Origin of the sequence: Vibrio sp. Vb339 (assembly GCF_902751245.1) — a bacterium.
GTDB lineage: Bacteria > Pseudomonadota > Gammaproteobacteria > Enterobacterales > Vibrionaceae > Vibrio > Vibrio coralliirubri.
Genome location: NZ_CADDIS010000002.1, coordinates 566,338 through 589,730 on the forward strand (window position 1 = coordinate 566,338; position 23,393 = coordinate 589,730).

A 23,393-nucleotide genomic window follows, 5' to 3' on the forward strand; every position below is an offset into this window, starting at 1 on the left:
AAAAACCTTATACCTTGTATAGGCTACTCCGCATTAACGAAAGCCAATCACCCTTGCATAATACGGCCGAAATTTTCTTCCCATTGGAATAACCATGTTAAAAAAATCACTGCTTGCCATTTGCTGTTTAGCCGCTCTATCAGGGTGTGGTTCGCCTTCTCATAACACCACACAAACTAAAGTCGACAAGCTCGCCAACAACCTAGACATGTCATTTGAAATCGTTACAAACTACGGCAACGAAAATGGCATTGCTTGTGCAGAGCTCAAAGCGGATTACGCATCTTGCAACTTGGTCAACATCGTTCTGACCAATGATGGATCTCAAGTAAACATCGAAGATTGGTCGATCTATTTCCATAGTATTCGCCCAGTCTTAGAGAACCGTAACAAAGAATTCAAGGTCACACATATAACCGGAGACCTACACAAGATCGAACCGAGTGATCACTTCACTGGCTTCCAAAAGAACAAGACCCACACTATTCCGATCATATCCGAAGCCTGGCAAGTCTCTTACACCGACTTTATGCCGCGCGCCTTTGTGTTTGCTAAAGGTGCAGAAGCAAAAAACATCGCATCTACAGATACGGAAGATCTCACGATGTTCGTTAAAGGTTTGGACCAGTCTCAAGTTCGATTCTCTGTCGAAGACAACAACCCAAGATCAACCGCAGAAAGCCGCTTTGAAAATAATCAGGACATGATATTTAGAGAAGCGACGGGCGAGATTTTACCAACACCGAAACATGTAGAATTCACGGGCAGCTATTTACCCATTATCCAAGGTCTCAACCTAGACTCATTGCCGGTATCTGATTCAACTAAGCAAGCAGTAATTAACCAAGCTGACATGATGGGCATTACCAACTTAGAAAGTGGTATTAGCATTAATGTTCAATATCAAAATACCTACCTTATTAAGGATAAAGAGAGCTACCAGCTAGAGATCAACTCGGACAGCATTAACATTATCGCTAACGATGAAATTGGCGTGTTCTATGCGATGCAATCGATCCTCAATGTCTACGACCCTTTCTCTCGTTACACCATCCCAACCATGAAGGTGACCGATGCGCCAAGGTTTGAATATCGAGGTTTTATGGTGGATGTCGGCCGTAACTTCCACTCTAAAGACACAATATTCAAAACCATTGAACAAATGGCAGCCTTTAAGATGAACAAACTGCACCTGCATATGGGTAAAGATGAAGGTTGGAGATTGGAAATTCCGGGGCTACCGGAACTGACGGAAATCGGCAGCCAACGATGTTTCAATGAAGACGAGCAGCAATGTTTAATGCCGCAGCTAGGTTCGGGGGCTAGCAGCGATAACTTTGGATCGGGGTATTTTACTCGACAAGATTACATCGACATTTTGCTGCATGCCAAAGCATACAAAATAGAAGTGATTCCTGAATTTGATATACCAGCGCACGCTAGAGCTGCCGTGATGTCGATGGAAGCTCGCTACCAAAAATACATGGATTTAGGTGACGTTAAAAAAGCGGAGCAGTATCGCCTGCTCGACCCACAAGACGAATCCAACGTGACCACCGTTCAGTTCTACAATCGTCAAAGCTTTATTAACCCGTGCCTTGAGTCTTCGACACAGTTCGTAAACAAAGTCATCACTGAAGTTAAGAGCATGCACGAAGAAGCAGGTATGCCGTTAACCCAATGGCATTTCGGAGGAGACGAAGCCAAGAACATCAAGCTTGGCCATGGCTTCCAAGACATAAACGATGCACCTCAAGCGGGCAAAGGACAAATTGATCTGTCCAAAGAACACAAGCCTTATGAGAAATCGCCTCAGTGCTTAGCCAAAATCGAGTCTGGTGAAATAGAAAACCAAGACGCACTGCTGAGCTATTTTGCCATCGAGGTTTCAAAACTGTTGAAAGAGCAGAACATATCGAGCTTCCAAGCGTGGCAAGACGGGCTAAAGTACGTTGAGGATTCAGACGCTCTTGCCACCGAAAACTCACGTGTCAACTTATGGGACACGGTTTTCTGGGGAGCAACCGATGCGTCGAACCAACTCGTGAACGATGGTTATCAAGTCGTTTTGTCTAACCCTGACCATATCTATTTAGATATGCCTTATGAGGTTGATGAGCATGAACGTGGCTACTACTGGGCAACACGAGCATCTGACACTCGAAAAATGTTTTCATACATACCAGAAAACCTGCCACAAAACGCAGAGCTAGCAAAGGATAGGAGTGGAGATTCTTATACAGCCAAAGGCATACTCACACCGAACCAACCCGTTTACGGCATCTCTGCTGCCTTGTGGTCTGAGACCATCCGTACTGATTCGCAATATGAGTACATGACCTTCCCTCGCTTAATGGCGGTCGCAGAACGAGCTTGGAACAAAGCGGAGTGGGAACTGGAGTATCAAGCCGAAGTCGAGTATTCATCCACAACTGAACATACGGACATGAACATGTTAACCGATGATTGGAGTCGATTTGCCAATATTCTTGGTCAACGAGAATTGGCAAAAACGGAAATGAGAGGTATCGAATATCGATTGCCGGTACCGGGTGGGAAAATCATCCAAGGTAAGTTGCACATGAATTCTCAGTTTCCGGGTCTTAATTTGGAGTATTCAACAGACAACGGTGAATCTTGGTACCTTTATCTTAATGCCAGTAAGCCTTCGGTAGAATCTAATGTTCTGATTCGTAGTGCATCTAACTCAGTGCATAGAACCAGCAGAGTGACCGAAGTTTCCTATACCCAGAACTCAAGATAGCCCAATGAAATAAAACAATCACGCTGTTCATTACACATATCGATAGTCAATTGGGCTTCCAAAACAACTAACAAGTGAAGCCTACTGCATTACAAGTAGGCTTCCTTTTTACTTAAAGTTTATCAATTTGATTGAATGAGCTGAGTGTTTTCATTGGAAGGTTCGATATAGCCAATCGCAAGGAAGAAAATATAGACAAAACATATTAGCAGCTAATAATTTCATCATTAAGTTATTGATTGGTTTATAAATTCAGATATATCAAGCCAGCACTATTTTAATATTTTATAAATTGTTTAAATTGAGATCCTGTGCTGCACAACGAAGTAAAAATGACTGCCTGACTTTTGAACACATTCACGTTGCTGATAGGTTAATCCTTATAGGGCAAATGCTCTATTAATGATAAAAATTAAAATAAGGATTATTTATGAGACCATCTATTTCGATCAGTATGGTGCTTGCAACGACAGTGGTTGGCTTCCAGTCTTTTGCGCAAAATATTGAGACAACTGATTCATTAGGTATTGCAGAAAGTAGCGCAGCGCAAAAGCAATCTTTGGCGTTACAAATCAGCGAGCGTTATGCCGAGCTTGAGCTTTCTTTAAAAGACCAGATAACAGAAAAGCAACTGTCTACACCGATAGACAAGCTTAACTCAGCCAAGCCCTACTCCGCGTTTTCAAGCAAGATGCAGAAAGCGGATCTTGGTTATCGCAAGATGAAAGGGATCAATAATTTCAGCGACTCTGTGTTAGAGATTCGCATGGCTGATGAAGCGATGATTGAAGCTTGGAAGAATGGCGAAAACCCTCTGTTTGCATTTGAACCATCAGGCGATGATTCGAATTGGCAATACATTGAAGCGTATGACGTGTACGGACAAGTTCATCAATTAGACGTGTACCAAATGCCAGATGTTCCAGTGTTTGTGGTTGATAGTAACGGTGCTGAAGAGCTCAAAGCCGGCTTAATGGCAATGCAGGCTGAGATGCAAAAGCTGGGTACTACCACGCAAATCAATGCCATTAGCGATACCAATGCCGACGAGAGTAAACCTCAAAAACCGTCTTTGATGAGCAAGGCACATCGTTCGATGGCCTTGTCGGAACCTGAGCCGTTGAATACCACACAATTAACCAAAATCCGTTTAGCCGTCGACCAAGAACCTTGGATCTCTGGCAAAGCGGAAATCTACGCTATCGTGACGGGTGTCGATTCAAGTCGTTTAGAGCCACAAATAGACCTCGTTGAGATGCCTTATCTGGATTACGACAAACAGACGTACTACCCAAATCAGACCGTTATCTTCTGGCCTCGCTACCGCTGGGGCGCTGCTGATATGATCTTAATGGAGCACGATGATGGAACAGACTATAAAGCGCTGGCAAAACTCTTGGTGCAAGCCGCAGAAGAGATACTGAAGATGATTCCTGATCCGGAAGTTCAAGGTTATGCGATCATCCCTCAGATCACAGGCAAGATTATCGATGTGATTCCTGATGGCGTATTAGTGAATGATGATGACTTCGTGGATGTGTACTACACCTTAATGCAGAACACGCCTTATGTAGACCGTCCGGGCGCTGGCGGAAATGCTGTCGCATCTTTTGCACCAGTCACGATTTCGCCAACAGAGTAAGTCGTTTCTTATTGAGTTAGGGCTTAATCGCTAGGCCCTAACTCTTCATTATCGAAGCTAAGTAAAGCACAAGAGACCAACTCAGAACCTAATTACAGGGAGTAATCAAACACAATGATGTCTTCTAAAAGCGGACGAAACACATCTTTCAGCGCATCATGCTCAGGGTGCGGAAGGTAATTCTGACGGCCTTCTTCATCGGCGAACGTCATTAACACCGAGTGGGTATGACCTTGATTCTTGTTTTCAGGGCTGTCATTTAGCCCCCACTCGACTGCAGTTACCCCTTCAACCTTGTTTGGCATCGCTTCAAACAACATCTTTAGTTTTTGAACCTCTGAAGCCTCTGCGTTTTCTTTGAACTTAATCAGTAGAATATGACGAATCATTCCCGTTTCTTTTCGAGTCATTCCTAGTCCTTTTCGAATCGTTCGCTTGCTCGTTTGTCATGCTTAACCAGCACCGAGTCGCGTTCTTAAGTTAGAGGAGAACAAAATGCCACACGTTACACAACATGCCAAGACTAGAGCACTAGAGTTTATAAAATAACTCAAATCCCCAAACAAAAATGCTGCACCCAAGGGCGCAGCATTTCTTATGACAATGGTAAGCACGTTTTAACGTTAATCACGACGACCTGTAAGCTGGATCGTTTGGTCTTGATCGACGCTCTTGTGAAATTTTATTCCGCCATTAGCGGCGTCATTTCTTCCTTCAAGCACAGGCTCAGATTCAACACGCTCAGCCTTTACTTGATTACCTTCGCTTCTCGTCATATCGAGAGTACTCGCATAAGTACCGTCAGCCGCGAAAGCCGTGTTCATAGATAAAGCCATCAATCCAAGTGCGATTAACTTGTTCATACATCACCTCGTTGTATTTCTAATTCTTTGTTCGTTTGATATCTGTGTTTTTGTTGGGGTAACTCTAACAATCGAACATGAACCATTCGAGGAAAAGCAAGATTTACCAAATGGAAAATCAAGGGATTAGAGAAGTTCTGACGCTGTGCTGTCTTATCCTTTTTGCACTGCCACTATGATATTAGAGTCACATAATTTCTGTACGTCTACCGCACAGAGATTGCTGCCTATAAAAGGAATCATTTGGAGAAACTGTGGACATCAATCTAGATATTCAAAATATCCTCGTCATCAAGCGTATGTATGAACTTCGCAATGTTGGACTGGTTGCAGAGTCGCTTGGAAAAACATCTGGGGCGATCAGCAAGAACCTGTCGAAGTTAAAGTTGCAGCTCGACGATCCACTGTTCATTCAAACCAAAAACGGGTTTGAACCCACGACTTTTGTTGAAACCAACATCGAAAATTTTGAGCAGATACTCAGCAGTATCGAAGCCATAAAGCACCAAGTATTTTCGCCAGAAACTTACCAAGGCAATATCAAAATCTACGCGAATACCCTGTTTTGGGAACGTTTTGGATCGAAACTCTACTTCGCTCTTAGTAAAGAAGCTCCGAATGCTCACTACTCATTCCTACGGTGGGGAAGTAATGCCAGAAACCAACTCATAGATGGCGAAGAAGCGATAGCGGTACACTATTTTGACGAAACCTTGCCGCAGTCGATTTCTCAAATGGACTTCGGAAAAGGGAAAGTGGTGTTCTTTGTGAGAGACGATCACCCTGCGAAAGACTTTGAGTCGCTCGCCAACTATCCAACGGTTCTATTTAAAACACCTGGATGGAATGACAATAAGTACCCAATTCTGGAGCGTCTCAGAAACATTGGCTTTAAAATAAACCCTAGAGCAGATATCGATCACCCAGCGATGATTCACGATATCATGCTCAATTCAGACTATTTTGGAATTACGCTCAGTGGCAGCGTCCCAGAAGGGTGTCGTAGTATGGAACTACCTGAAAAACTCACTTTCGATGTGAGCTATGTGATGAGCTGTCGTCGTTCACAAAAAGATGCACCATTAAATCAGTGGTTATTCCAAATGTTGAAATCTACCCTGAAAAACAAACAAGCGTAGTTCAGCTTTTAGCGGGTTAACTGCTTAAAGGCTTAACTCCCCTACCATCGAAAAAAAGAAAAGGCTCCCGAAGGAGCCTTTGATTATGTTTCTAGTGACTATTCGCTTATGTTTTTATTTTAAAATGCTTCTTCGAGCGTTTGTTCATTCTTTTTTTCTGTCTGTTTTTCAACGGTTTCAACCTCTTTCAAGCGTGCAGTAAAGTGTCTCAACACCGGTGGTTCGTAAGTAAAATCGAGCCCTTTCACTTGTCCTGCATTCTCTTTCACTTTTTCGAATGCTTCGATGATGAAGTCCATGTGTGTTTGTGTGTAGGTCGCGCGAGGAATAGTAAGGCGCAATAACTCTGCTGGGCATGGATGTTGCTCTCCTGTGGCAGGATCGCGTCCTTGCAGCAAAGACCCAATCTCAACCGCTCTGATACCTGCCACTTTATAGAGTTCGCACGCCAAAGCATGTGCTGGGAACTGACCCGTTGGAATATGAGGAAGCAGTTTGCCCGCATCGACAAACGCCGCATGACCACCCGCTTGTTGGCACACGATACCTATCGCTTCTAAACCATCGACTAAGTACTGAACCTGACCAATACGATATTCTAACCAATCTTGGCGCATGCCGTCATAAAGGCCAACCGCAAGACGCTCCATCGCGCCACCTTCTAAGCCACCATAGGTTGGGAAGCCCTCTTGCACGACACACAAGGTTCGACACTCTGTGTACACATCCATGAAAGCATCGTCTTTAAAGCACAACAAGCCACCCATTTGGACCATGGCATCTTTCTTGGCAGACATAGCTAAGCCATCCGCGTATTTGTAAGACTCACGCGTGATCTGTTCGATTGTCCAATCTTGATAACCCGCTTCACGTTGTTGAATGAAGTAGGCATTTTCAGCGTAGCGTGCCGAGTCCATGATCACAGGAATATCGTACTTCTGAGCGATTTCATAAACAGCTTTTAGATTGGCGATAGACACTGGCTGTCCACCAGCAGAGTTACAAGTAATGGTACTCACAATGTAAGGAACATTGGCTGCGCCCGCTTCTAAGATCGCTTCTTCCAGCTTCACCACATCGAAGTTGCCTTTGAAATCCGCGTTCACTGAGGTATCAAACGCTTCTTTGGTATAAACGTTTTTCGCCACACAACAATTCACTTGCGTGTGACCTTGTGTTGTATCGAAGAAGTAGTTCGACAACGCGACCATTTTGCTTCGGTCGAGCCCTTTCTCCATTTCACGCTTCTTAATAAGAACCGGAATGTAGATCTGCTCTGCGCCGCGTCCTTGGTGTGTTGGAATAGTCAGCTCGTAACCGAAGATATCCTTAACCGCATTCGACAATGCGTAGTAACTGCGGCTACCACTGTAAGCTTCATCACCCATTAACATCGCGGCTTGCATACGCTGAGTAATAGATCCTGTTCCGCTGTCTGTCAGTAAGTCGATAAACACATCATCACTGTCGAGCAAAAATGGGTTCATGCCGGCGTCGACAATGGCTTGTTCACGATAGGCGCGAGTTGTTCTTTTTACTGGCTCTACAACGCGAATACGAAACGGTTCTGGTAGATGTTTGAAGTTTTCCATAATAATACCTTTCAATACATTCCGATCAGGTCGAAATCTATTTTCTTTAGATGTCACGAATCCTCACCATTAAATTAATAGTTCCGTATAAAGACACACAGAAAATTAACAGTGAAAACAAACAAGTTAAATAATGATTTATTAATCAAACCTAAACAGAGGCTAAGATAATTAGCGAGAACGACAAAAAACGAATGCCCTACACGGAATAATAAGTGCGACATTCATACGTTCAAGGTTATCAAAACTGCTGATAGGTATACAAAGCTCACTGCTTTGCTGGCGCGTGACGCCTAGAGGGTACTACTCTGAAGAAAGGTGGAACGAGAGCTGGTGATCTAAGGTATACCAAGCTAACAAGGTTAGCCAAGTTGTTGATTGCCATTTCAGATACATGTTCACAATATATCCCTACGTTGAAATCAAGATGATCCGAAATTTAAATATAGTGCAATTGTTTTATAAATAAAGCTTAGAAAAGTATAAATGTGATCAATATTTAGAATGGTAATTAAATACGATAGCGTGTTATATAAACTGTGAATCACAGCTGTTTATATACTATTAAACTAGTTCAGAGAGAACCTTAATAATATCGAATCTCTTTTACACTCAATACATCTCTAATAAGGGGCGAAGATAGCTGTTTTCTAAAAAAGCCATCTTCTAGAGAGCTAAAAAGCTAAGCTCTAAAACTCGCCGATCTAGAAAAGATAAGTTCTGATGATTCTCAAACCTCACCAGAACCGTATTCGCAGTGAATGACTTACTTCTTCTTCACGACTTGCTTGATGGCCATTTCAGCCAGTTTTGGCGTCGCTGCTTTCAATGCACTGGGGGCAACCTTCTTACCCGCCTTGACCGCTTTATTCAGTTGGCCTTTAACCGACGTCCCTCTTTTCATGGCTTCTAAACGTTGGCGGTTTCTCTGAACGTTATTTGCGTCAGCGATACGCTCAATCAACGTCTGCCTTAAAGTATCTAAACCAAACTGTACCTTTTCTGGCGCAATCGCCAGCGGTAACACGATATCGGTTTGCAACAATATATGATTGTATTCGAGCGCTTGAGCAATGATCTTCGCTTTGGCCGATGTTGGGTTATCTAAGTCATACGGCGGCTGCCAATCGTCTACAGGCTTTAATCGGTCTACCTGATTGACAACCGACACCACAATCGGTTTCTTGCGTGAGATGTTCTTAGGATCGTCATAAAAAGCATCAAATCTATCTTTCAATTGCTTATCCAAATCACGTGCAGACTGATTGGCTTTAAGCACCCATAGCACCACATCGGCTTGGGTCATCTCTTTCAGCATTAAGGCTTCGGTTTTTGGGTTGCCATCAAGCCCTTGAAGATCAACCACACGAACATCATTGTCGTCGACAAACGCGTTGTAAACCGTTGAAGTGTCCGTTGATGGCAGCACATCCACTTCTGCAACCAACTCTTGCTTGAGCGCATTGATAAGTGAAGATTTACCAGAACTGGTTTGCCCCACCAGCACGATTCGCACGGGTTCTAACTCAGGAGCAAAGCGTTGTTCGTCGAGTTCAGAAACATCAGACACTTTCAGTGCTTCATCTTCAATGCTGAAACGTCCGCTGTAGAGGTCAATCGCCACCGCCGCCACTTCATCTAATAAGGCTTGTTTAGCGGCGTATTGCATGTCATCAACCACACCTCTTGTCATCGTTGCCGTCGCTTGTTCTCGACCCAAATCAGAAATCACTTTTAGCGGGTTCAAATAGAGGTTTTTGAGGTGATTCCCCCAAATAGCGGCCTTAACGATCTTCTGCCCTAGCTCGCCATATTTATCATAGGCTTCGTAGCCCGCTTTGATGTAAGAAACCTTGAGATACTCAATGCCGGGTATATGCTCTCGCACGACCAATTTGTATCGTCGGCTGACCTCTTCGAACAGCTTTAGTCCTTCAGGAATCGAGAAATCGAGTGATTTCTTATCAAACTTTTTCGCCACAAACTCAAGTACTTCTAAACCGGTTTGCTCTAGGTTGCCCCACTCTATGTCGACCATTAATTGTTGGCGTACATGGTGTTTTGAATCATTCCAAATCGACAGTTCTTTCTGAGACCAATCAGCCGAAGCCTTAACCAATGCATCGTTGATATCAGCTTTGTTATGTTGTGACTCAGAAGCACCCTCACCAAGGTCGTCACTCTCTTTATTTGAGAAGGGCTCCGTACTTGAAGATCGGCGTGAAGAGTGGCTTGAAGAATCGCGTGAAGAACGACTAGAAATGAACAAAGGAATGGTGAACACCAAGGTACTCACGGCAATGGCAATCGACATTTCGAGTAGGTAACCGTATTTGATCGCTAAGAAGACACCAAAACCCATCATGATAATGCTTGGGAAGATCGCCGAAATCAGGGCAATGCCCCAACGGCCGCTCGATAGCACCGCCAGTAATCGAAATAGGTTTCTAATTTTCTTCATAGCCCGACGCCGCCTTTCCTTTTTTCAGGGATTCTTTGTAGATCTTCTGCATCTCTTGTTCAGACACTTCTTCACCTTTGTTCTTATGATAGAAGTAAAAACACGCAGCGCGACCTAAACCATAAGAGGTGCCGAAACTCATTGCCGCTGCAGCCACCGCGCCTACCGTTTGACCATAAACTGGAATCAGCTTTATCAACTGTCGAGTGCCCAGCTTCATTCCGTATTGCAAAGCAAAGCTGCTTCCCAGAGTGCCTATCAACTCACTGAAGACTCTCTTGTTCCATTCAACCCCATATTGGTTCGCCAAACTGTGGAGCATCTTCGCTTGAATTGCAGGTACCGACACCAAACCAACACCCGGAATCAAGTCGCTCGCCGCCGCACTTCCTGCATACCAAAGCACTTCGTTTTCAACTTGATCAAAGTTGGCTTCTTCCTGTGTGGAGTGCTCTTTGTCTTGCACCATCATTCCGATCACCGGAAGAATACTGGTCAGTTTTTCCAACAAGATGTCATAGTTGTAAATTGAACCACTGTTATTGCTCGAGTCATCCGTTTCGAAATCGACCGCGACCGATTCAAACTCTTTACCCCAAGCCTTCTCTACTTGGTTAGTGTTGAACTGAATTTGCCTTGCACGGTCGCCTTCATTGGAAGACAACACAGCGGTATGAACCAACAGTAAGTGCTTAATCTTCTTTTGCTTCTTAATCTGTTGCAGGGCGGCAAGCACAGCGGATTGTTCAGGCTCATCGGCTTTCATCACCACGACGAGCGCATTGCCCGCTTGACCGATCTCTTTAAGATCGTCTGCCGGATCGTAATCGGCCTCACCCAAACCTCGGGTATCGAGAAATCGCATGACCGGTTTGTCTTGAGGAAACGCATACGACATTGCCGTCATGGTACATGGTGCAAAACCGTTACCCACTTCAACAGAGGAATCGCCCGTGACCGCTTGAATAAACGATGACTTACCCGCCCCCGTTTTTCCCAACAGCCACAATGTAGGAAGATGTTTGCGCTGATATTCATGGGCCTGAGTAAGGTCTGGGTTCTTGCTCGGATTAATGAAGTCTTTTATTTGATCAAACATGTTTAGAGTAACGCTCACTTGATGTTGAGATTCGAGTTGATGACAAAGCAATACTGACTTATATAATCACAAATCATATTAAACTTATGTTTGTTCAGTCGCACAGGTTTACAATGCCTAAACGCTTGTTTTTATTTGCGCGCTCGTTTTTATAGACGCTTTTTTATACGTGCGGGTATCATCGTATTGATTCGGGTACCTAACGAACATCAACAAACACAGAGAGCTCAAAGAGAAGTATGGAACAAATTTATTTAGCTGGCGGCTGCTTATGGGGTGTACAAGAATTTATTAAGTACGTTCCTGGCGTTATCAGCACAGAAGCAGGCCGTGCAAATGGAAGCGCCCAGCCAACAGTGAACGCGACAACACAAAGCAACAGCACACAAAGCGATTACGATGGCTACGCAGAGTGCGTACAAATAGAGTTTGATCCAAGCATCACGTCAGTCACGATTCTGATGGAACACTTGTTTGAGATTATTGACCCTTACAGCGTCAATAACCAAGGTGTCGATGTCGGAGAGAAATACCGCACAGGCGTTTACAGTACTAACGCAGAACACTTAACCGAAGCTAAGCACTATATTTCTTCAAGAGGTGACGCCTACCGTATCGCTGTTGAGGTGTTGCCATTGACCAATTATGTTGCCAGCGACGACATCCACCAACATCACTTAAGTCACTTCCCTGAAGATCACCACTTATGTCATATCCCTTGGGATCTGCTACATAAGTATAAATCACAATAGTCACGACGTAAGATTGAGATGGTCACGATCTAAGATCGATAAAGCCTCAACAGACATTATCTGTTGAGGCTTTTTAAGTGTTATGGTCAGGACAACTATCCTGAATTGATTTGATAGCTCAAACCATTAAGCCATTAGCCATTAACTAATAAATTACTTAGTCGTATTTTCAAGCACGTAATCCGGACCCGCTGTTTCAGCTGTCACAACTGCAAGTTTAGACACGTCTGCACCTTCATCTTGATAAGCGTTAATGCCGTTTTCTACAACAACTTTTGGCAGCTCAACCGAGTAGCCTTCGATCTGTTCAGAATCCGTTACTTGACCTACGTAAGTTTCGTCTGTGTAGGTTGCGCCAACTAATGGGAAGTCTTGCGTTGCACGGACACTGACAAACTCAGGAGACTGTGAGTTATCAACCACGTTGTGTTTAAACGCCACATCAACGCCCGCATAAATGCCTTCCACTTCTGCGTTGTTGAACAGGCTTACACGGTGACTTTGGTTGCCGTAAACAATCCCCCACTCAGTATCAACTAGCGAGTTGTTCTCGATCGTGATGTTTTTCGGTGTCCACTGCTTGTTAAGCTCTTTGCCTTTCACCGATTGATCTAACTGCTCACCATTCGCTACGTCGATGATGCCCGTGTTAATAACAATGCCGCCACGTAGGTCAGCGTTACCTTCAATCACACCATCACGACCACGAGTGTTTGCAATGTAGTTGTTACGAATCACATGATCTTCATCGTAGATACGAATGCCGCCCGTTAGACGCTTCTCGTTACCCAGAATCATGTTGTTCTCAACTGTGTTGCCTTTACCGTGGCGCAGTGAAATAAGAGCTGCACTTTGGAAGATCGTGTTGCCTGAGATCGTGTTGTCGCCCGACTTAATCGAGATAAGCTCACGCTCACCATCCATATCGATCATTAGGTTGTTCACGAACTTAGAACTTGAATCCCACTGTGAAGATTTAGAATCACCAATACGGATCGCTTCCCAGCTGTTGCCGTTGTAACGAATCGCTTCTTTGATGTCGAATTCGTTGAACTGGTTAGGCTTTTGATCCATGAAGATGTTATTCGCGATCAGGTGGTTGTCAGCTGTGTCATCTTTTTGTACACCAATCAAAGTGCCGCGTTTTTGCTTACCTTCGAAACGGTTGTTGATGACTTTGCCGTCTTTACCCCATAGAGAAACCCAAAGGTACTTTGGATACTCAGAACGACGCTCATCTGGCTCGTACGTGTAATCATGGTTGAAGTAGTAGAATGTTGAGTTTTGAAGCGCATTGCCATTACCCATCATACGAACTGCGCCAAAACGTTCGTTAGGACCGCCCTCAGTAAATACCAAGCCATCAAGCGTGATGTCATCGCCTTTCAGTTCAAACTGAATCAAACCAGTGATCCACGCAGAACCTGCTTGCTCGGCCTTGATAGTGATGTCATTCGCCGTGATCGTCACTTGACCTAAGTTCGCGTATTTACCGGCAGGGATAACCACTTCGTCGCCATCTTTTAGGTCTTCAAATTGTGCTTTAAGCGCAGCCACTTGCTCTTCCGAAGCAACGGCTAAAGTGTCGCCATCGACCTCAGTTAAGCGGTCACTGCTCAATAGGTAACTACGGTCGATTTCGCTAACAGCAGGCGTAGCTTGTTCAGCGACACTGACTACGGGTGCTGTTTTTTCTTGTGTTGTACAGCCTGTTGCAAAAGCGAGTGTGAACGCGCTAATAATGCTTACCGATAATAGTTTTTTGTTCATCGTACATCTCACATTAAAGTTTGGATTATAAAAATGACGGCCACCCATTTAGGTGGCCGTGATGTTATTTAGGATGCGTATTAAATTAGCCTTCGGCTGGAGTGACTTCGTCTTGTTGCTCGACTTTGTCATCGACTGCTTTAACAAGTAACAGACCAACAGAGAACACAATCAAGCCACACAGAACGAATACCATGCGTCCCCACATTGGGTTTGGCAGTACGAACATAGTCATTACGCCCACACCCGCTACTGCGATAAGTGAACCCAACATACGGCGTTGCTTGTTATCCAGTTTCTTCTGTTCATTACTTTCAGCAACTAGTGGTGTCGCTAGGTTGTTGAAGAACTTGTCTACGTCTTTCTCACGGTGCTCAGCAAGAGGCTTGTAGAACAGTGTTGAAAGAACAAAGAAGCCAGCAGTAAATATGATGTGACCGATAAGGCCGATAGCCACTTTCAGGTCAGCCCACTCACGGCCAGTTAGTTCATTTAGACCGAACCAGTTTTGAATCATGTCCGCTGTGATAACGAAACCAACGAAGTAAGAAACTACACCACCTACAACTAGCGTACCCCAACCTGCCCAATCCGGTGTTTTACGGATGAAGAAGCCACAGAATGCTGGAATTGTCATTGGGAAGCCGATCAATGCGCCCACGTACATCATGGTGTCGAAAAGGCTCAGACCTTTAAGAGAGTTGATGAACAGAGCAACCAAGATGATCGCGATGCCGAAGAAAGTAGACGTTAGCTTAGAAACAACCATTAGCTCTTTCTCTGTCGCTTTAGGGCGAAGAATCGGCTCGTAGAAGTTCTTAACGAAGATACCTGAGTTACGGTTTAGACCTGAATCCATTGAAGACATAGTCGCAGCAAACATAGCGGCAATCAGAAGGCCAACCATACCTGCAGGCATGTATTCTTGAACGAAGTAAAGGTAAGCGAAGTCAGCGGCTTTGCTGCCAGCTTCTGGGTAAGCAGCTGCTAAATCAACACCTTGACCAGCCATGAACCAAGAAGGCATGAACCAGATGATTGGACCAAGCGTCATTAGTACACAAGCAAGCAGTGCTGCTTTACGTGCGTTGTTTGAATCTTTCGCAGCAAGGTAGCGGTAAGAGTTAAGCATGTTGTTGGTGATGCTGAACTGCTTTAAGAAGATGAACACAGCCCAGATGCTGAAGATGCTCATGTAGTTCAGGTTATCACCCGTAATGAATGAATCTGTTGGGAAGTCGTTAACGATCTGCGTAACGCCGCCACCGTGGTAAATCGCAACTACAGCACATGTCACCGTTACCGCCATGATGATAACCATCTGCATAAAGTCAGATGCGATTACCGCCCAAGAGCCGCCCGTTACTGACATCACCAGTACAACCAGACCCGTTAGGACAATCGTCGTTGTCATATCAAAACCGAAGATACCTGATGCGATGATCGCAAGGCCGTTCAACCAGATACCCGCAGAAATAACGCTGTTTGGCATGCCAGACCAAGTAAATACTTGCTCATTCACCTTACCAAAACGCATACGAATCGCTTCAATTACCGTCACAACGCGCAGTTGGCGGAACTTCGGAGCGAAGTAAAGGTAGTTCATTAGGTAACCGAATGCGTTCGCGATGAAGATAATCGCTACGGCAAAGCCATCGGTAAAGGCTTTACCTGCTGCACCAGTAAATGTCCAAGCACTGAACTGGGTCATAAATGCGGTTGCACCTACCATCCACCACAGCATATTACCTCCCCCACGGAAGTAATCACTTGTCGTACTTGTAAACGTTCGGAACATCCACCCTATCGCAATTAAGAATAGGAAGTAGATGCCAACTATCAGGGTATTGAGTTCCATCGTTAGACCTTTTATTTATGTTTTTTTGTTGAGGTCACTATAGATAGATGGCAAGTATATTTGTACTACAATAATCCAAATGCGTGACAGTGATCTTACAGTATGACACTCAATTAATCATACAAGTGATCGAGTTCAAAGTTGCACCACCTAGGAGCGCAATTCCTCAAGTCAGTGCAGTTATCCGCACTAAATTTCGACCAAAACCCCGAAAAACATGAACAAAGTCTCTAAATATCGAAGAGTCATCGTTAAAGACTATTATTCGTGACGATCAAAGCTCAAAGAAGATCAGCAAAAATATCGTTAGATATAATTTATAAAAATGAATCAAACCAACATATTTGTAGTACAAATGAGATTGAGAATTTACTTTTAAAAGTTCCCTATATTAGGCAGCCAATAATGAAAACTTGAAAACCACTATTAGATACTGACAGGGATACACTGAAGTGAAATGCTTTTAACACACCCGTTACACTTTCCCCGTCCAATAAAAAGGTGTCATTATGAAGAAATACGTTCCAATCTTAATTGCTCTTAGTACGGTATCTTCTATGAGCTATGCAGCAACACCACGTGAAGATGCTGTTGACTACTTACAGATGCGTAAAGGCGTGGCTTACCAAGTAAACCATTCAAAACCCTTCACTGGTCAATTTGAAGAGAAGTTCGATAACGGCCAAGTCGCGACCCAAGCTCAGTTTGCCGATGGCTTAGAACTTGGGCTAGAAACTAACTGGTATCCGAATGGCCAGGTCGCTTCTAAAGTGAATTACGTAAAAGGTGAACTGCAAGGCAAAGCCGAAACCTGGTATCCAAACGGACAGAAAAAAGCAGAACTCAATTATAAAGACAATGAACTATCGGGCACCGCCTCTAGCTGGTATCCCAATGGGGAACAAAGCCTGACAGCTGAATACAACGACGGACAAAAAGATGGATTGGTAACGGACTACTACCCGAACGGTAATAAGGCCAGCCAAGCGAAGTTTGATGAAGGTGAAGTCGCGAACGGAAAACTTACTCGCTGGAATACTAACGGTGACAAAGTTGAAGAACTGACCTTTAAAGATCACAAAGTCACCTCTAAACAGGTGTGGATGCCTACAGAAAGCTAAGCCTCAAGAACGGCTCTCACGGAGCTCTTTGATATAGCTAAACGTCTGCTGTTAAAGTTTGCAGCTACACGTCTGCAACTAAGAGACAAGAGAAGAGAAACGAACATTCATGTGATTAAGCGTGAATGTTCGTGGCTTTTTCACTTGCTCTTTTCACTACCTCTTCCCTCGTCACTTTCTTTCAACTTTGCCTATCTCCCTTCACTGTTATTTACAGCACTCTATCTAGTGATAAAACAATCACCAATAGTCATTGAAAATAATAAATATTTAACTTGCGCATAACCTTTCCATAAAATACTGTAAGCAAACGTTTCCTTTGCGAGTCAGATCTCAATTACCGACCTCGTAAGCTATCTACACGCAAATAAGAGAAACACGATTCCAAATACGTTGTTGAGTCATATTGTTTTGCTTTGGTGCCCGCCTATGAAAATTAAAACCTCCCTTTTTAGCCTTGCTTGTTTATCCATTGTCTCTTTATTGGTTGTCGTTTCATTTACTGAAATCGCCAATCTAAAGCTGATCAAACTAGAGAAAACCCTGATCAAGGTGAAGTCGCTTGAAGTTTCTATGCTTCAACTGAATCGAACAGAACTAGAGTTTCTGATCAGTCACGATAAAACCCTCAAGCCTGAATTCGCCAAAGAGTATTCACACTTCCAACAGTTGATGAATAGCTTCTCTGTTTTACTTGAAGAGTCAGACATAGCGGTGCCTGAGCTAGATAAGCTCAATCGAGAGGTGAAGCAATACAACAAAGATTTTTCCTTGATGATAGACGCGATAGACCGCAACCCAGAAAAGGTCAGTGAACTGAAATCAGAAATGAAAATGCTGTTTGAAGATATCATCTCTATATTCACCGGCGTTGAAGTCCGTTTAGAGCAGCAGGTCGAATCGATTCAACAAACCATTACCACGTTTATTGTGAGCTCAGTAATTGCCGTCACGGTATTACTGATGGCCTTATCTTTTGGGATCTCATCACGTGTCGCAAAGAAGATAGCCTCATTAAACGCAACCATGTTACTCGTCTCTCAACAACGTGACTTTACCGTCACAGCGGAAGACAGCGGCTCAGATGAAATTGCTGAGATTGCCAAGTCGTTTAACACCGTACTAGAAGACATTCGCCAACTTGTTGGTCAAGTGCAGGGGTCGATTCAGGAGCTGGGCAACATTTCTAACCAGTTGCAACACGACGGTATCGAAGTGGAAGGCGCGTTGAATAAGCAGCAACAACAAACAGAGAATATTGCGACCGCGATAAACCAGATGGGCAGCAATATCCAAAATGTGGCTACCAATAGTGAAAACGCGTCATCAAATGCACAAACCAGTTTCGCCACCGCGAATGATGGCCTGAACGACGTCGCCTTCACCAGAGACACAATCAATACCCTTTCAACCGATCTCGTGAGCGCGAGTGAAGAAGTGAATCGTCTTTCTGTTCATTCCGAGAAGATCAATACCGTGCTAGAGGTGATTAAAGACATTGCTGAACAAACCAACCTACTCGCTTTGAATGCCGCCATTGAAGCAGCGCGCGCTGGAGAACAAGGTCGTGGTTTTGCGGTTGTTGCGGATGAGGTAAGAACCTTGGCAGGCAGAACGCAGCTTTCAACCGAAGAGATATCAACCATTATTCAAGGGGTGCAAGACCAGACCCAAATGGTGGTTAACACGATTCAAAATTGCTGTGACAAAGGGAATACCAGTGTCGACTCTTGTGAGAAGGCACATTCTAGAATCACATCGGTTATCGCAGACATGGAAACCATTCTAAATAACAGTTTAGAGGTATCCAATGCCATGAAGGAGCAAAGTGAGGTCACATCAGAGATCATCGAAAACGTAGATGCCATCAAACAACTAACAATGACCAATGTGAAAAGTGCTTCAAAAAACGCAGCTTCTGCAACTTCAGTAGTAGAGCAAACAGACTCACTTGAACGTGCTGTCATCAACCTAAAAGCCTAGCTATTAAGCCGTGGTTTACACGCTTATTGAGCCTCAAACGACTCTATACTCAAATTTCAGATAAAAAAACGCTCATGTTGCCTGTATCAACATGAGCGCAAGGGCAGATCTTCGACTACCATCTCCTACCTTTCTAAACGAAAGCAGAAGTTATAATTAGAATAGTTGGGAGCAATAATCAAAATGCTTTCGCAAGCACTTCAACGATTTCTTCTTTGTCGCTGATGAGAACAACGGGTAACTATTCGAACCCTGTTCATTCCTATCAAGTTCGTACTCATATAGCAGGCTATGTCACTGCCTTGCCTACTACATTTCAAACCTTCTCTGATTGAGCTTTAAATCACCTCAAGTAAATGCCTCATGTTCTTAAAGCGGTGGATTTAATCCATTTAGCTTCAAGACCACTTTTACTTATTCGGCTTTACACAGTCAGTTCATGCAATCAACACAGCAAAGTTATGTGTTGCTACAGAAAGTTAGTAAATAATAATGTATTACAAATAAAAATGATATCTAAAGGTTCAATTTTTTGCTGTAGCGCACATTTATTGACGAACAAAACCCTTAAAAATCATTATCAAAAGACGAATAAACCACTAAAAATCATAAACTTAACGGCACGCATTGACTTTGTAACCCTTTGTGAATAGTGGTTTTATCCCTACAACACGATCCAATTCACAGATCATACGCCTTCAAATCGTTAGCATATTTGTATTATTTAAATGCAAAACAAATTTGAAATAACCAAGAAATAATTTCAAAAACAAAATGCATTGAAGACAAGAACTACTCTATTTGGCTTGTAATTATGGCCAATACTCAACCTATAAATATGGAACTAATACCATGAATAAAACTAAAATCGTGATTGCTGTGGCATCTGTACTCGCTGCTGGCTCTGTATCTGCTGCGTCTTTCGATATGAGACACGAATACAAGAGTCATACAGATCAACACGCTACTCGTGTAAAACTTGGCGATAGCATTGGCAACTTCCTTGTAGATATCGAAGCGAAATTCAAGGGAGAAGACGGTAAATTCATGGAAGATCTGAAGAACAATGGTTGGGAGCTTGGTCTAAATTACCGTCATGTGCTAAACGATAACTGGACAATGACTTACGGTATGCCAATTGAAGGTCGTGAATCTGGCGTTACATACAAGCCTCAAGTTCGTGCAACATACAAAGTGGATAGCGTTGATGGCCTAAGCCTAAGTGCTCGTTACCGTTACGATATGAGACAGAACACTAGTAGCTCAGAGTATCAATTCGATGACAATGGTGATGTTATTGTTGACAGTGACGGTGTACCAATCACGGTTGATAAAAACGTTTCTAATCAACGTCGTCATCGTCTAACGGCAAACGTTAACTACTCAATGGACAACTGGCGCTTTGGTTTTGAAGGTAACTACTACAAAGCTGATGGCTACGATATCTACGACAACGATGATACTAACTACGAGTTAAACGCAAGCATTCGCCATATTATGGGTCAATGGGCACCATATGTAGAGTTTGGTGATGTGAGCACTTCATCAACTAAAGCGACTCGTGAACTACGTAGCCGTGTTGGTCTAACTTACAGCTTCTAATCGATAGCTATATGAATAATCTAAGATAATTACTGTCCTAATTTTCTAAGACCTAAACAAAAGCCAGCTTAATCGCTGGCTTTTTTTCCTTTCAAATCGGTTCAATAAAATTAGAGCCGCATACTTGTAGCCCCTTTTCCTAGCGACTGATCCGATAGAGAAAGGCAACGGTCACATCATCGTTAGGCACGACTCGCTTCTGCTGAGCCAAAAACAATTCCGCTGTCGAAACGGCATCGGCTAATGCATTGTGGCTGTTGTACTCAGGAAGCCCGTACCTTTCGCGAGTCCCTGCCAAGGTTAAATCGACTTCTTCATGATTGCTGATCGCTTTCTCCATGCTTTTCTCAATACACAAGGTATCAAGCCAAAGCAGAGGAATCGCTCGTAAACCGTAGCAGCGAAGAAGGTATTGGCTAATGAACTTCTCTTCGACCACACAAGCGTGCGCAACAATGATCTTGCCTTTTGCTGCTTCGAAAAACGTCAGCATCGCATCATGAATAGACGCGCCCTCTTCTAACATTTGCGGCGTAATATGGTTGATCACAGCGGTTTCAGCGTTGATCTGAGAATCGTTATTCAGATAAATATGCTTGGCTGACGCTAAGTCGATTCTCCCTTTAACCACATCGACCCACCCCATAGATAAGATAAGGTCTTGCTCGCTGTCTAAGCCCGTGGTTTCGAGATCTAAAATGATGTATTCGCTGTCTTTGGCCAAGTCCGTCATTTCAGGACAAGGCTGCTCTACGAGATCATGTAACGCTTCTGGCAACTTAACCGTTCCCAAATATTGCTTACGTTTACGTTTAATTCGCTCAAGCGGGTGAAAATAGTTTAGCATTCGTTTTAAACATTTATTTGTTGAACATAGCTTCATTAACGCGCTCCGAAACGAATTTTCGCCGCTTCTTGAAGGTCAGCAATGATCCTAAAGGCATCTTTCAAGTGTTTACGCTCAAAGCTACCAAAGCTATCTGGGTTGATGTTGTTGTCAGGTACATCCCCGTTCTTCAACGCTTCAAGTTGATGACCAAAACGGAAAGAGAGAATGAACTGGTAAGCACCCAGAATGTTCTTGAATGCATCGTCGCTCAGCATGCCTTTTTCATTGGCAGCAGCGAAACGTTCGTCAGTCGCCGACAAATCGCACTCCACAGCAAGGCCATAAATACGCGCTAAGTCGATAATCAAGTTGATCGCGTACTTCTTCACGTTCAGCGTTTTCTTATTCTCACCTGACTTCTCTAGCACTAAGCTATTGAAGATGCCAAGTGGCGGGTTGGTATTGACCGCGTCTTTCACTAGCGTGCTTAAAAACTCACGGTTACCGCGAATATTGCTGTGCAGCTCATCGCGAAGAATACCTTCGAACTCACTGTTGCCGTAGATAGTACGAATTTCTAGGAACACACTGATGTTAAGCAAGCGTTCGTACTCTGGGTTAGCCACCCACTTCTTGTAGTAGTGCTTCCAAACGCTGAGTGGCTGACACCATTTTGGCGTCGCAGCCATGAATTTACCTGGACATAATGGGTAGTGGCAGCTTGCTAAGCCGTTGGTCACCATCATCGCTAAGTGCTTGAAGTAAATACGGTCACTATCGGTTGCATCGTCAGCCAGAACAATCGCGCTGTCTTGGTCCGATAGCATGTGCACTTCATTACGCGCATGCGATCCGGCTACGATCCAAGAGAAATCACACGGTGGTGGGCCTAACTTATCAATCGCTATCTGAATCAATCGGCGGGTGTAGGCATCCATAATCATGGTCATTACCTTGCCGACGGTTTCAGGCGCTACTTTACCTTCCACCAGCGCTTCAAAAATAGCTTGGCGCTCTGAGGTGAACGAAGACATGGTTTTCACGCTGCCTGCGTATTTGATTTTCTCGATCAAGAATATCGCTTGAACACGGTGGTTTTGAACCAAATGAGATGTAGTAAGAAGACCTACAACCTTATTCTCTTTCACAACGGGCAAGTTACGGATATTGAATTGCATCATGATTGACGCCGCATGCAGCACTAAATCATCCGGTTTTACCGTAAGTGGAGAGTGCGTCATGACCTCTGAGATCAGGCTATCAGTACTCACGCCGTGGGCGATCACTCGCTTAGTCATGTCTCGGTCGGTGATCAAACCAACAATGGTGTCACCTTCATAGATCACGGCACACGGTGAGCGTTGATGAAGCATTTCAACCGCAACCGACTGGATGGTTTGCTCAGACTTAACAATCGCCACCTGCCCGCTTGCCACTTCTTCGACTTTACGAATGAATAGGCCTTTTTCTTTATTTGACCAAACTACATCCAGTGCCGACTTCAAGCGAACCTGCGCCTGTGAAGCAAAGTGTTCTGCGCAACTTGGAAAGGCTTTGAAAAGCGTTTGAAGTGCCGAGTGTGGAATCACATAAAGCAAGGTGTTCTCGATTGCGACAGCTCTATAGCCTTTTTCGTCGTTGACTTCAGAATCTAAGAACGTAAAGCCGAACAAATCTTCACTGCCTAGACGAGCACGAAGCACACCATCCGATTTTCGTTGCTCCATAGAGCCCGTTCGAATGATATAGAGCGATTTTTCCTTTCCCGACTCACACAAATCAACCACATCTCCCTTACCGAGATAAGTAATTTGCACGTTAGAGGCAAGTTCGCGAAGTGCTTCTTTAGGGATCTTATCGAATGGGTCGATTTGACCTATGAATTGAAGAATATTTGGCAGTAGAGACTGGGACATAA

Annotated in this window: 16 protein-coding genes; 7 read left to right on the forward strand and 9 right to left on the reverse strand. The window is 43.9% G+C overall.

Annotation, left to right across the window (positions count from 1 at the left end; all coding sequences use genetic code 11):
* Window positions 1-94: 94 nt before the first annotated feature.
* Window positions 95-2,764: a family 20 glycosylhydrolase gene (locus HRQ85_RS11325; protein WP_172379645.1), complete on the forward strand. Its 2,670-nt coding sequence runs from the start codon at window positions 95-97 to the stop codon at window positions 2,762-2,764.
* A 430-nt stretch (window positions 2,765-3,194) separates the two neighbouring features.
* On the forward strand, window positions 3,195-4,406 hold the full coding sequence (locus HRQ85_RS11330) for a DUF3103 domain-containing protein (RefSeq protein ID WP_172379646.1): 1,212 nt from the start codon (window positions 3,195-3,197) through the stop codon (window positions 4,404-4,406).
* Between the two features lie 92 nt (window positions 4,407-4,498).
* Here the strand turns inward: HRQ85_RS11330 and HRQ85_RS11335 are convergent, their stop codons facing one another.
* A complete protein-coding gene (locus tag HRQ85_RS11335; protein ID WP_172379647.1) occupies window positions 4,499-4,816 on the reverse strand; it encodes a Dabb family protein in 318 nt (105 codons plus the stop codon).
* A gap of 213 nt (window positions 4,817-5,029) precedes the next feature.
* Entirely contained in the window at window positions 5,030-5,269 is a 240-nt protein-coding gene (locus tag HRQ85_RS11340) for a hypothetical protein (protein WP_017101685.1), read from the reverse strand.
* A 254-nt stretch (window positions 5,270-5,523) separates the two neighbouring features.
* Here HRQ85_RS11340 and HRQ85_RS11345 point away from each other — a divergent pair, with 254 nt between their 5' ends.
* The gene (locus HRQ85_RS11345) at window positions 5,524-6,408 is read left to right on the forward strand and encodes a LysR family transcriptional regulator (RefSeq protein ID WP_172379648.1); all 885 of its coding nucleotides are present in this window, start codon (window positions 5,524-5,526) and stop codon (window positions 6,406-6,408) included.
* Between the two features lie 119 nt (window positions 6,409-6,527).
* On the opposite strand, the gene tnaA is transcribed toward HRQ85_RS11345, so the two are convergent.
* From tnaA to HRQ85_RS11360, 3 genes are all read right to left on the reverse strand, one after another.
* On the reverse strand, window positions 6,528-8,000 hold the full coding sequence (tnaA, locus tag HRQ85_RS11350) for a tryptophanase (RefSeq protein WP_172379649.1): 1,473 nt from the start codon (window positions 7,998-8,000) through the stop codon (window positions 6,528-6,530).
* A 766-nt stretch (window positions 8,001-8,766) separates the two neighbouring features.
* Window positions 8,767-10,461, reverse strand: coding sequence for a GTPase family protein (locus HRQ85_RS11355; protein WP_172379650.1), 1,695 nt, complete (start codon window positions 10,459-10,461; stop codon window positions 8,767-8,769).
* Window positions 10,448-11,560, reverse strand: a complete 1,113-nt coding sequence (locus HRQ85_RS11360; RefSeq protein ID WP_172379651.1) for a YcjF family protein — start codon at window positions 11,558-11,560, stop codon at window positions 10,448-10,450. Before HRQ85_RS11360 ends, HRQ85_RS11355 begins: the two co-directional genes overlap by 14 nt.
* A gap of 239 nt (window positions 11,561-11,799) precedes the next feature.
* Here HRQ85_RS11360 and HRQ85_RS11365 point away from each other — a divergent pair, with 239 nt between their 5' ends.
* Entirely contained in the window at window positions 11,800-12,312 is a 513-nt protein-coding gene (locus tag HRQ85_RS11365) for a peptide-methionine (S)-S-oxide reductase (protein ID WP_172379652.1), read from the forward strand.
* A 153-nt stretch (window positions 12,313-12,465) separates the two neighbouring features.
* Here HRQ85_RS11365 and HRQ85_RS11370 read toward each other — a convergent pair whose 3' ends face one another.
* Together HRQ85_RS11370 and HRQ85_RS11375 are read right to left on the reverse strand one after the other, a co-directional pair.
* A complete protein-coding gene (locus HRQ85_RS11370; RefSeq protein ID WP_172379653.1) occupies window positions 12,466-14,082 on the reverse strand; it encodes a polysaccharide lyase 6 family protein in 1,617 nt (538 codons plus the stop codon).
* Window positions 14,083-14,167: 85 nt separating this feature from the next.
* Window positions 14,168-15,940: a sodium:solute symporter family transporter gene (locus tag HRQ85_RS11375; protein ID WP_017061461.1), complete on the reverse strand. Its 1,773-nt coding sequence runs from the start codon at window positions 15,938-15,940 to the stop codon at window positions 14,168-14,170.
* 509 nt (window positions 15,941-16,449) lie between these two features.
* On the opposite strand from HRQ85_RS11375, the gene HRQ85_RS11380 reads away from it, so the two are divergent.
* The 3 genes from HRQ85_RS11380 (at window position 16,450) to HRQ85_RS11390 (ending at window position 20,646) form a co-directional block, all read left to right on the forward strand.
* Complete coding sequence (locus HRQ85_RS11380; RefSeq protein WP_172379654.1) at window positions 16,450-17,061, forward strand: toxin-antitoxin system YwqK family antitoxin; 612 nt, start codon at window positions 16,450-16,452, stop codon at window positions 17,059-17,061.
* A 429-nt stretch (window positions 17,062-17,490) separates the two neighbouring features.
* Complete coding sequence (locus HRQ85_RS11385) at window positions 17,491-19,044, forward strand: methyl-accepting chemotaxis protein (protein WP_172379655.1); 1,554 nt, start codon at window positions 17,491-17,493, stop codon at window positions 19,042-19,044.
* A gap of 852 nt (window positions 19,045-19,896) precedes the next feature.
* Entirely contained in the window at window positions 19,897-20,646 is a 750-nt protein-coding gene (locus tag HRQ85_RS11390; protein ID WP_048613970.1) for an oligogalacturonate-specific porin KdgM family protein, read from the forward strand.
* Between the two features lie 139 nt (window positions 20,647-20,785).
* On the opposite strand, the gene HRQ85_RS11395 is transcribed toward HRQ85_RS11390, so the two are convergent.
* Window positions 20,786-21,529 (reverse strand): 3'-5' exonuclease, encoded by a 744-nt coding sequence (locus HRQ85_RS11395; protein WP_082152323.1) that lies wholly within the window; start codon window positions 21,527-21,529, stop codon window positions 20,786-20,788.
* Complete coding sequence (locus HRQ85_RS11400) at window positions 21,529-23,391, reverse strand: DUF294 nucleotidyltransferase-like domain-containing protein (protein WP_172379656.1); 1,863 nt, start codon at window positions 23,389-23,391, stop codon at window positions 21,529-21,531. The genes HRQ85_RS11395 and HRQ85_RS11400 overlap by 1 nt, the downstream gene beginning before the upstream one ends.
* Window positions 23,392-23,393: the final 2 nt, after the last annotated feature.

Excerpts from the sequence above, each read along its gene's own strand:
- HRQ85_RS11400 (WP_172379656.1), bottom strand. The coding sequence starts at position 23,391 with ATGTCCCAGTCTCTACTGCCAAATATTCTTCAATTCATAGGTCAAATC.
- HRQ85_RS11395 (WP_082152323.1), bottom strand. The coding sequence starts at position 21,529 with ATGAAGCTATGTTCAACAAATAAATGTTTAAAACGAATGCTAAACTAT.
- HRQ85_RS11375 (WP_017061461.1), bottom strand. The coding sequence starts at position 15,940 with ATGGAACTCAATACCCTGATAGTTGGCATCTACTTCCTATTCTTAATT.
- HRQ85_RS11385 (WP_172379655.1), top strand. The coding sequence starts at position 17,491 with ATGAAAATTAAAACCTCCCTTTTTAGCCTTGCTTGTTTATCCATTGTC.
- HRQ85_RS11380 (WP_172379654.1), top strand. The coding sequence starts at position 16,450 with ATGAAGAAATACGTTCCAATCTTAATTGCTCTTAGTACGGTATCTTCT.
- HRQ85_RS11360 (WP_172379651.1), bottom strand. The coding sequence starts at position 11,560 with ATGTTTGATCAAATAAAAGACTTCATTAATCCGAGCAAGAACCCAGAC.
- HRQ85_RS11355 (WP_172379650.1), bottom strand. The coding sequence starts at position 10,461 with ATGAAGAAAATTAGAAACCTATTTCGATTACTGGCGGTGCTATCGAGC.
- HRQ85_RS11365 (WP_172379652.1), top strand. The coding sequence starts at position 11,800 with ATGGAACAAATTTATTTAGCTGGCGGCTGCTTATGGGGTGTACAAGAA.
- HRQ85_RS11340 (WP_017101685.1), bottom strand. The coding sequence starts at position 5,269 with ATGAACAAGTTAATCGCACTTGGATTGATGGCTTTATCTATGAACACG.
- HRQ85_RS11330 (WP_172379646.1), top strand. The coding sequence starts at position 3,195 with ATGAGACCATCTATTTCGATCAGTATGGTGCTTGCAACGACAGTGGTT.
- HRQ85_RS11390 (WP_048613970.1), top strand. The coding sequence starts at position 19,897 with ATGAATAAAACTAAAATCGTGATTGCTGTGGCATCTGTACTCGCTGCT.
- HRQ85_RS11370 (WP_172379653.1), bottom strand. The coding sequence starts at position 14,082 with ATGAACAAAAAACTATTATCGGTAAGCATTATTAGCGCGTTCACACTC.
- HRQ85_RS11325 (WP_172379645.1), top strand. The coding sequence starts at position 95 with ATGTTAAAAAAATCACTGCTTGCCATTTGCTGTTTAGCCGCTCTATCA.
- tnaA (WP_172379649.1), bottom strand. The coding sequence starts at position 8,000 with ATGGAAAACTTCAAACATCTACCAGAACCGTTTCGTATTCGCGTTGTA.
- HRQ85_RS11335 (WP_172379647.1), bottom strand. The coding sequence starts at position 4,816 with ATGACTCGAAAAGAAACGGGAATGATTCGTCATATTCTACTGATTAAG.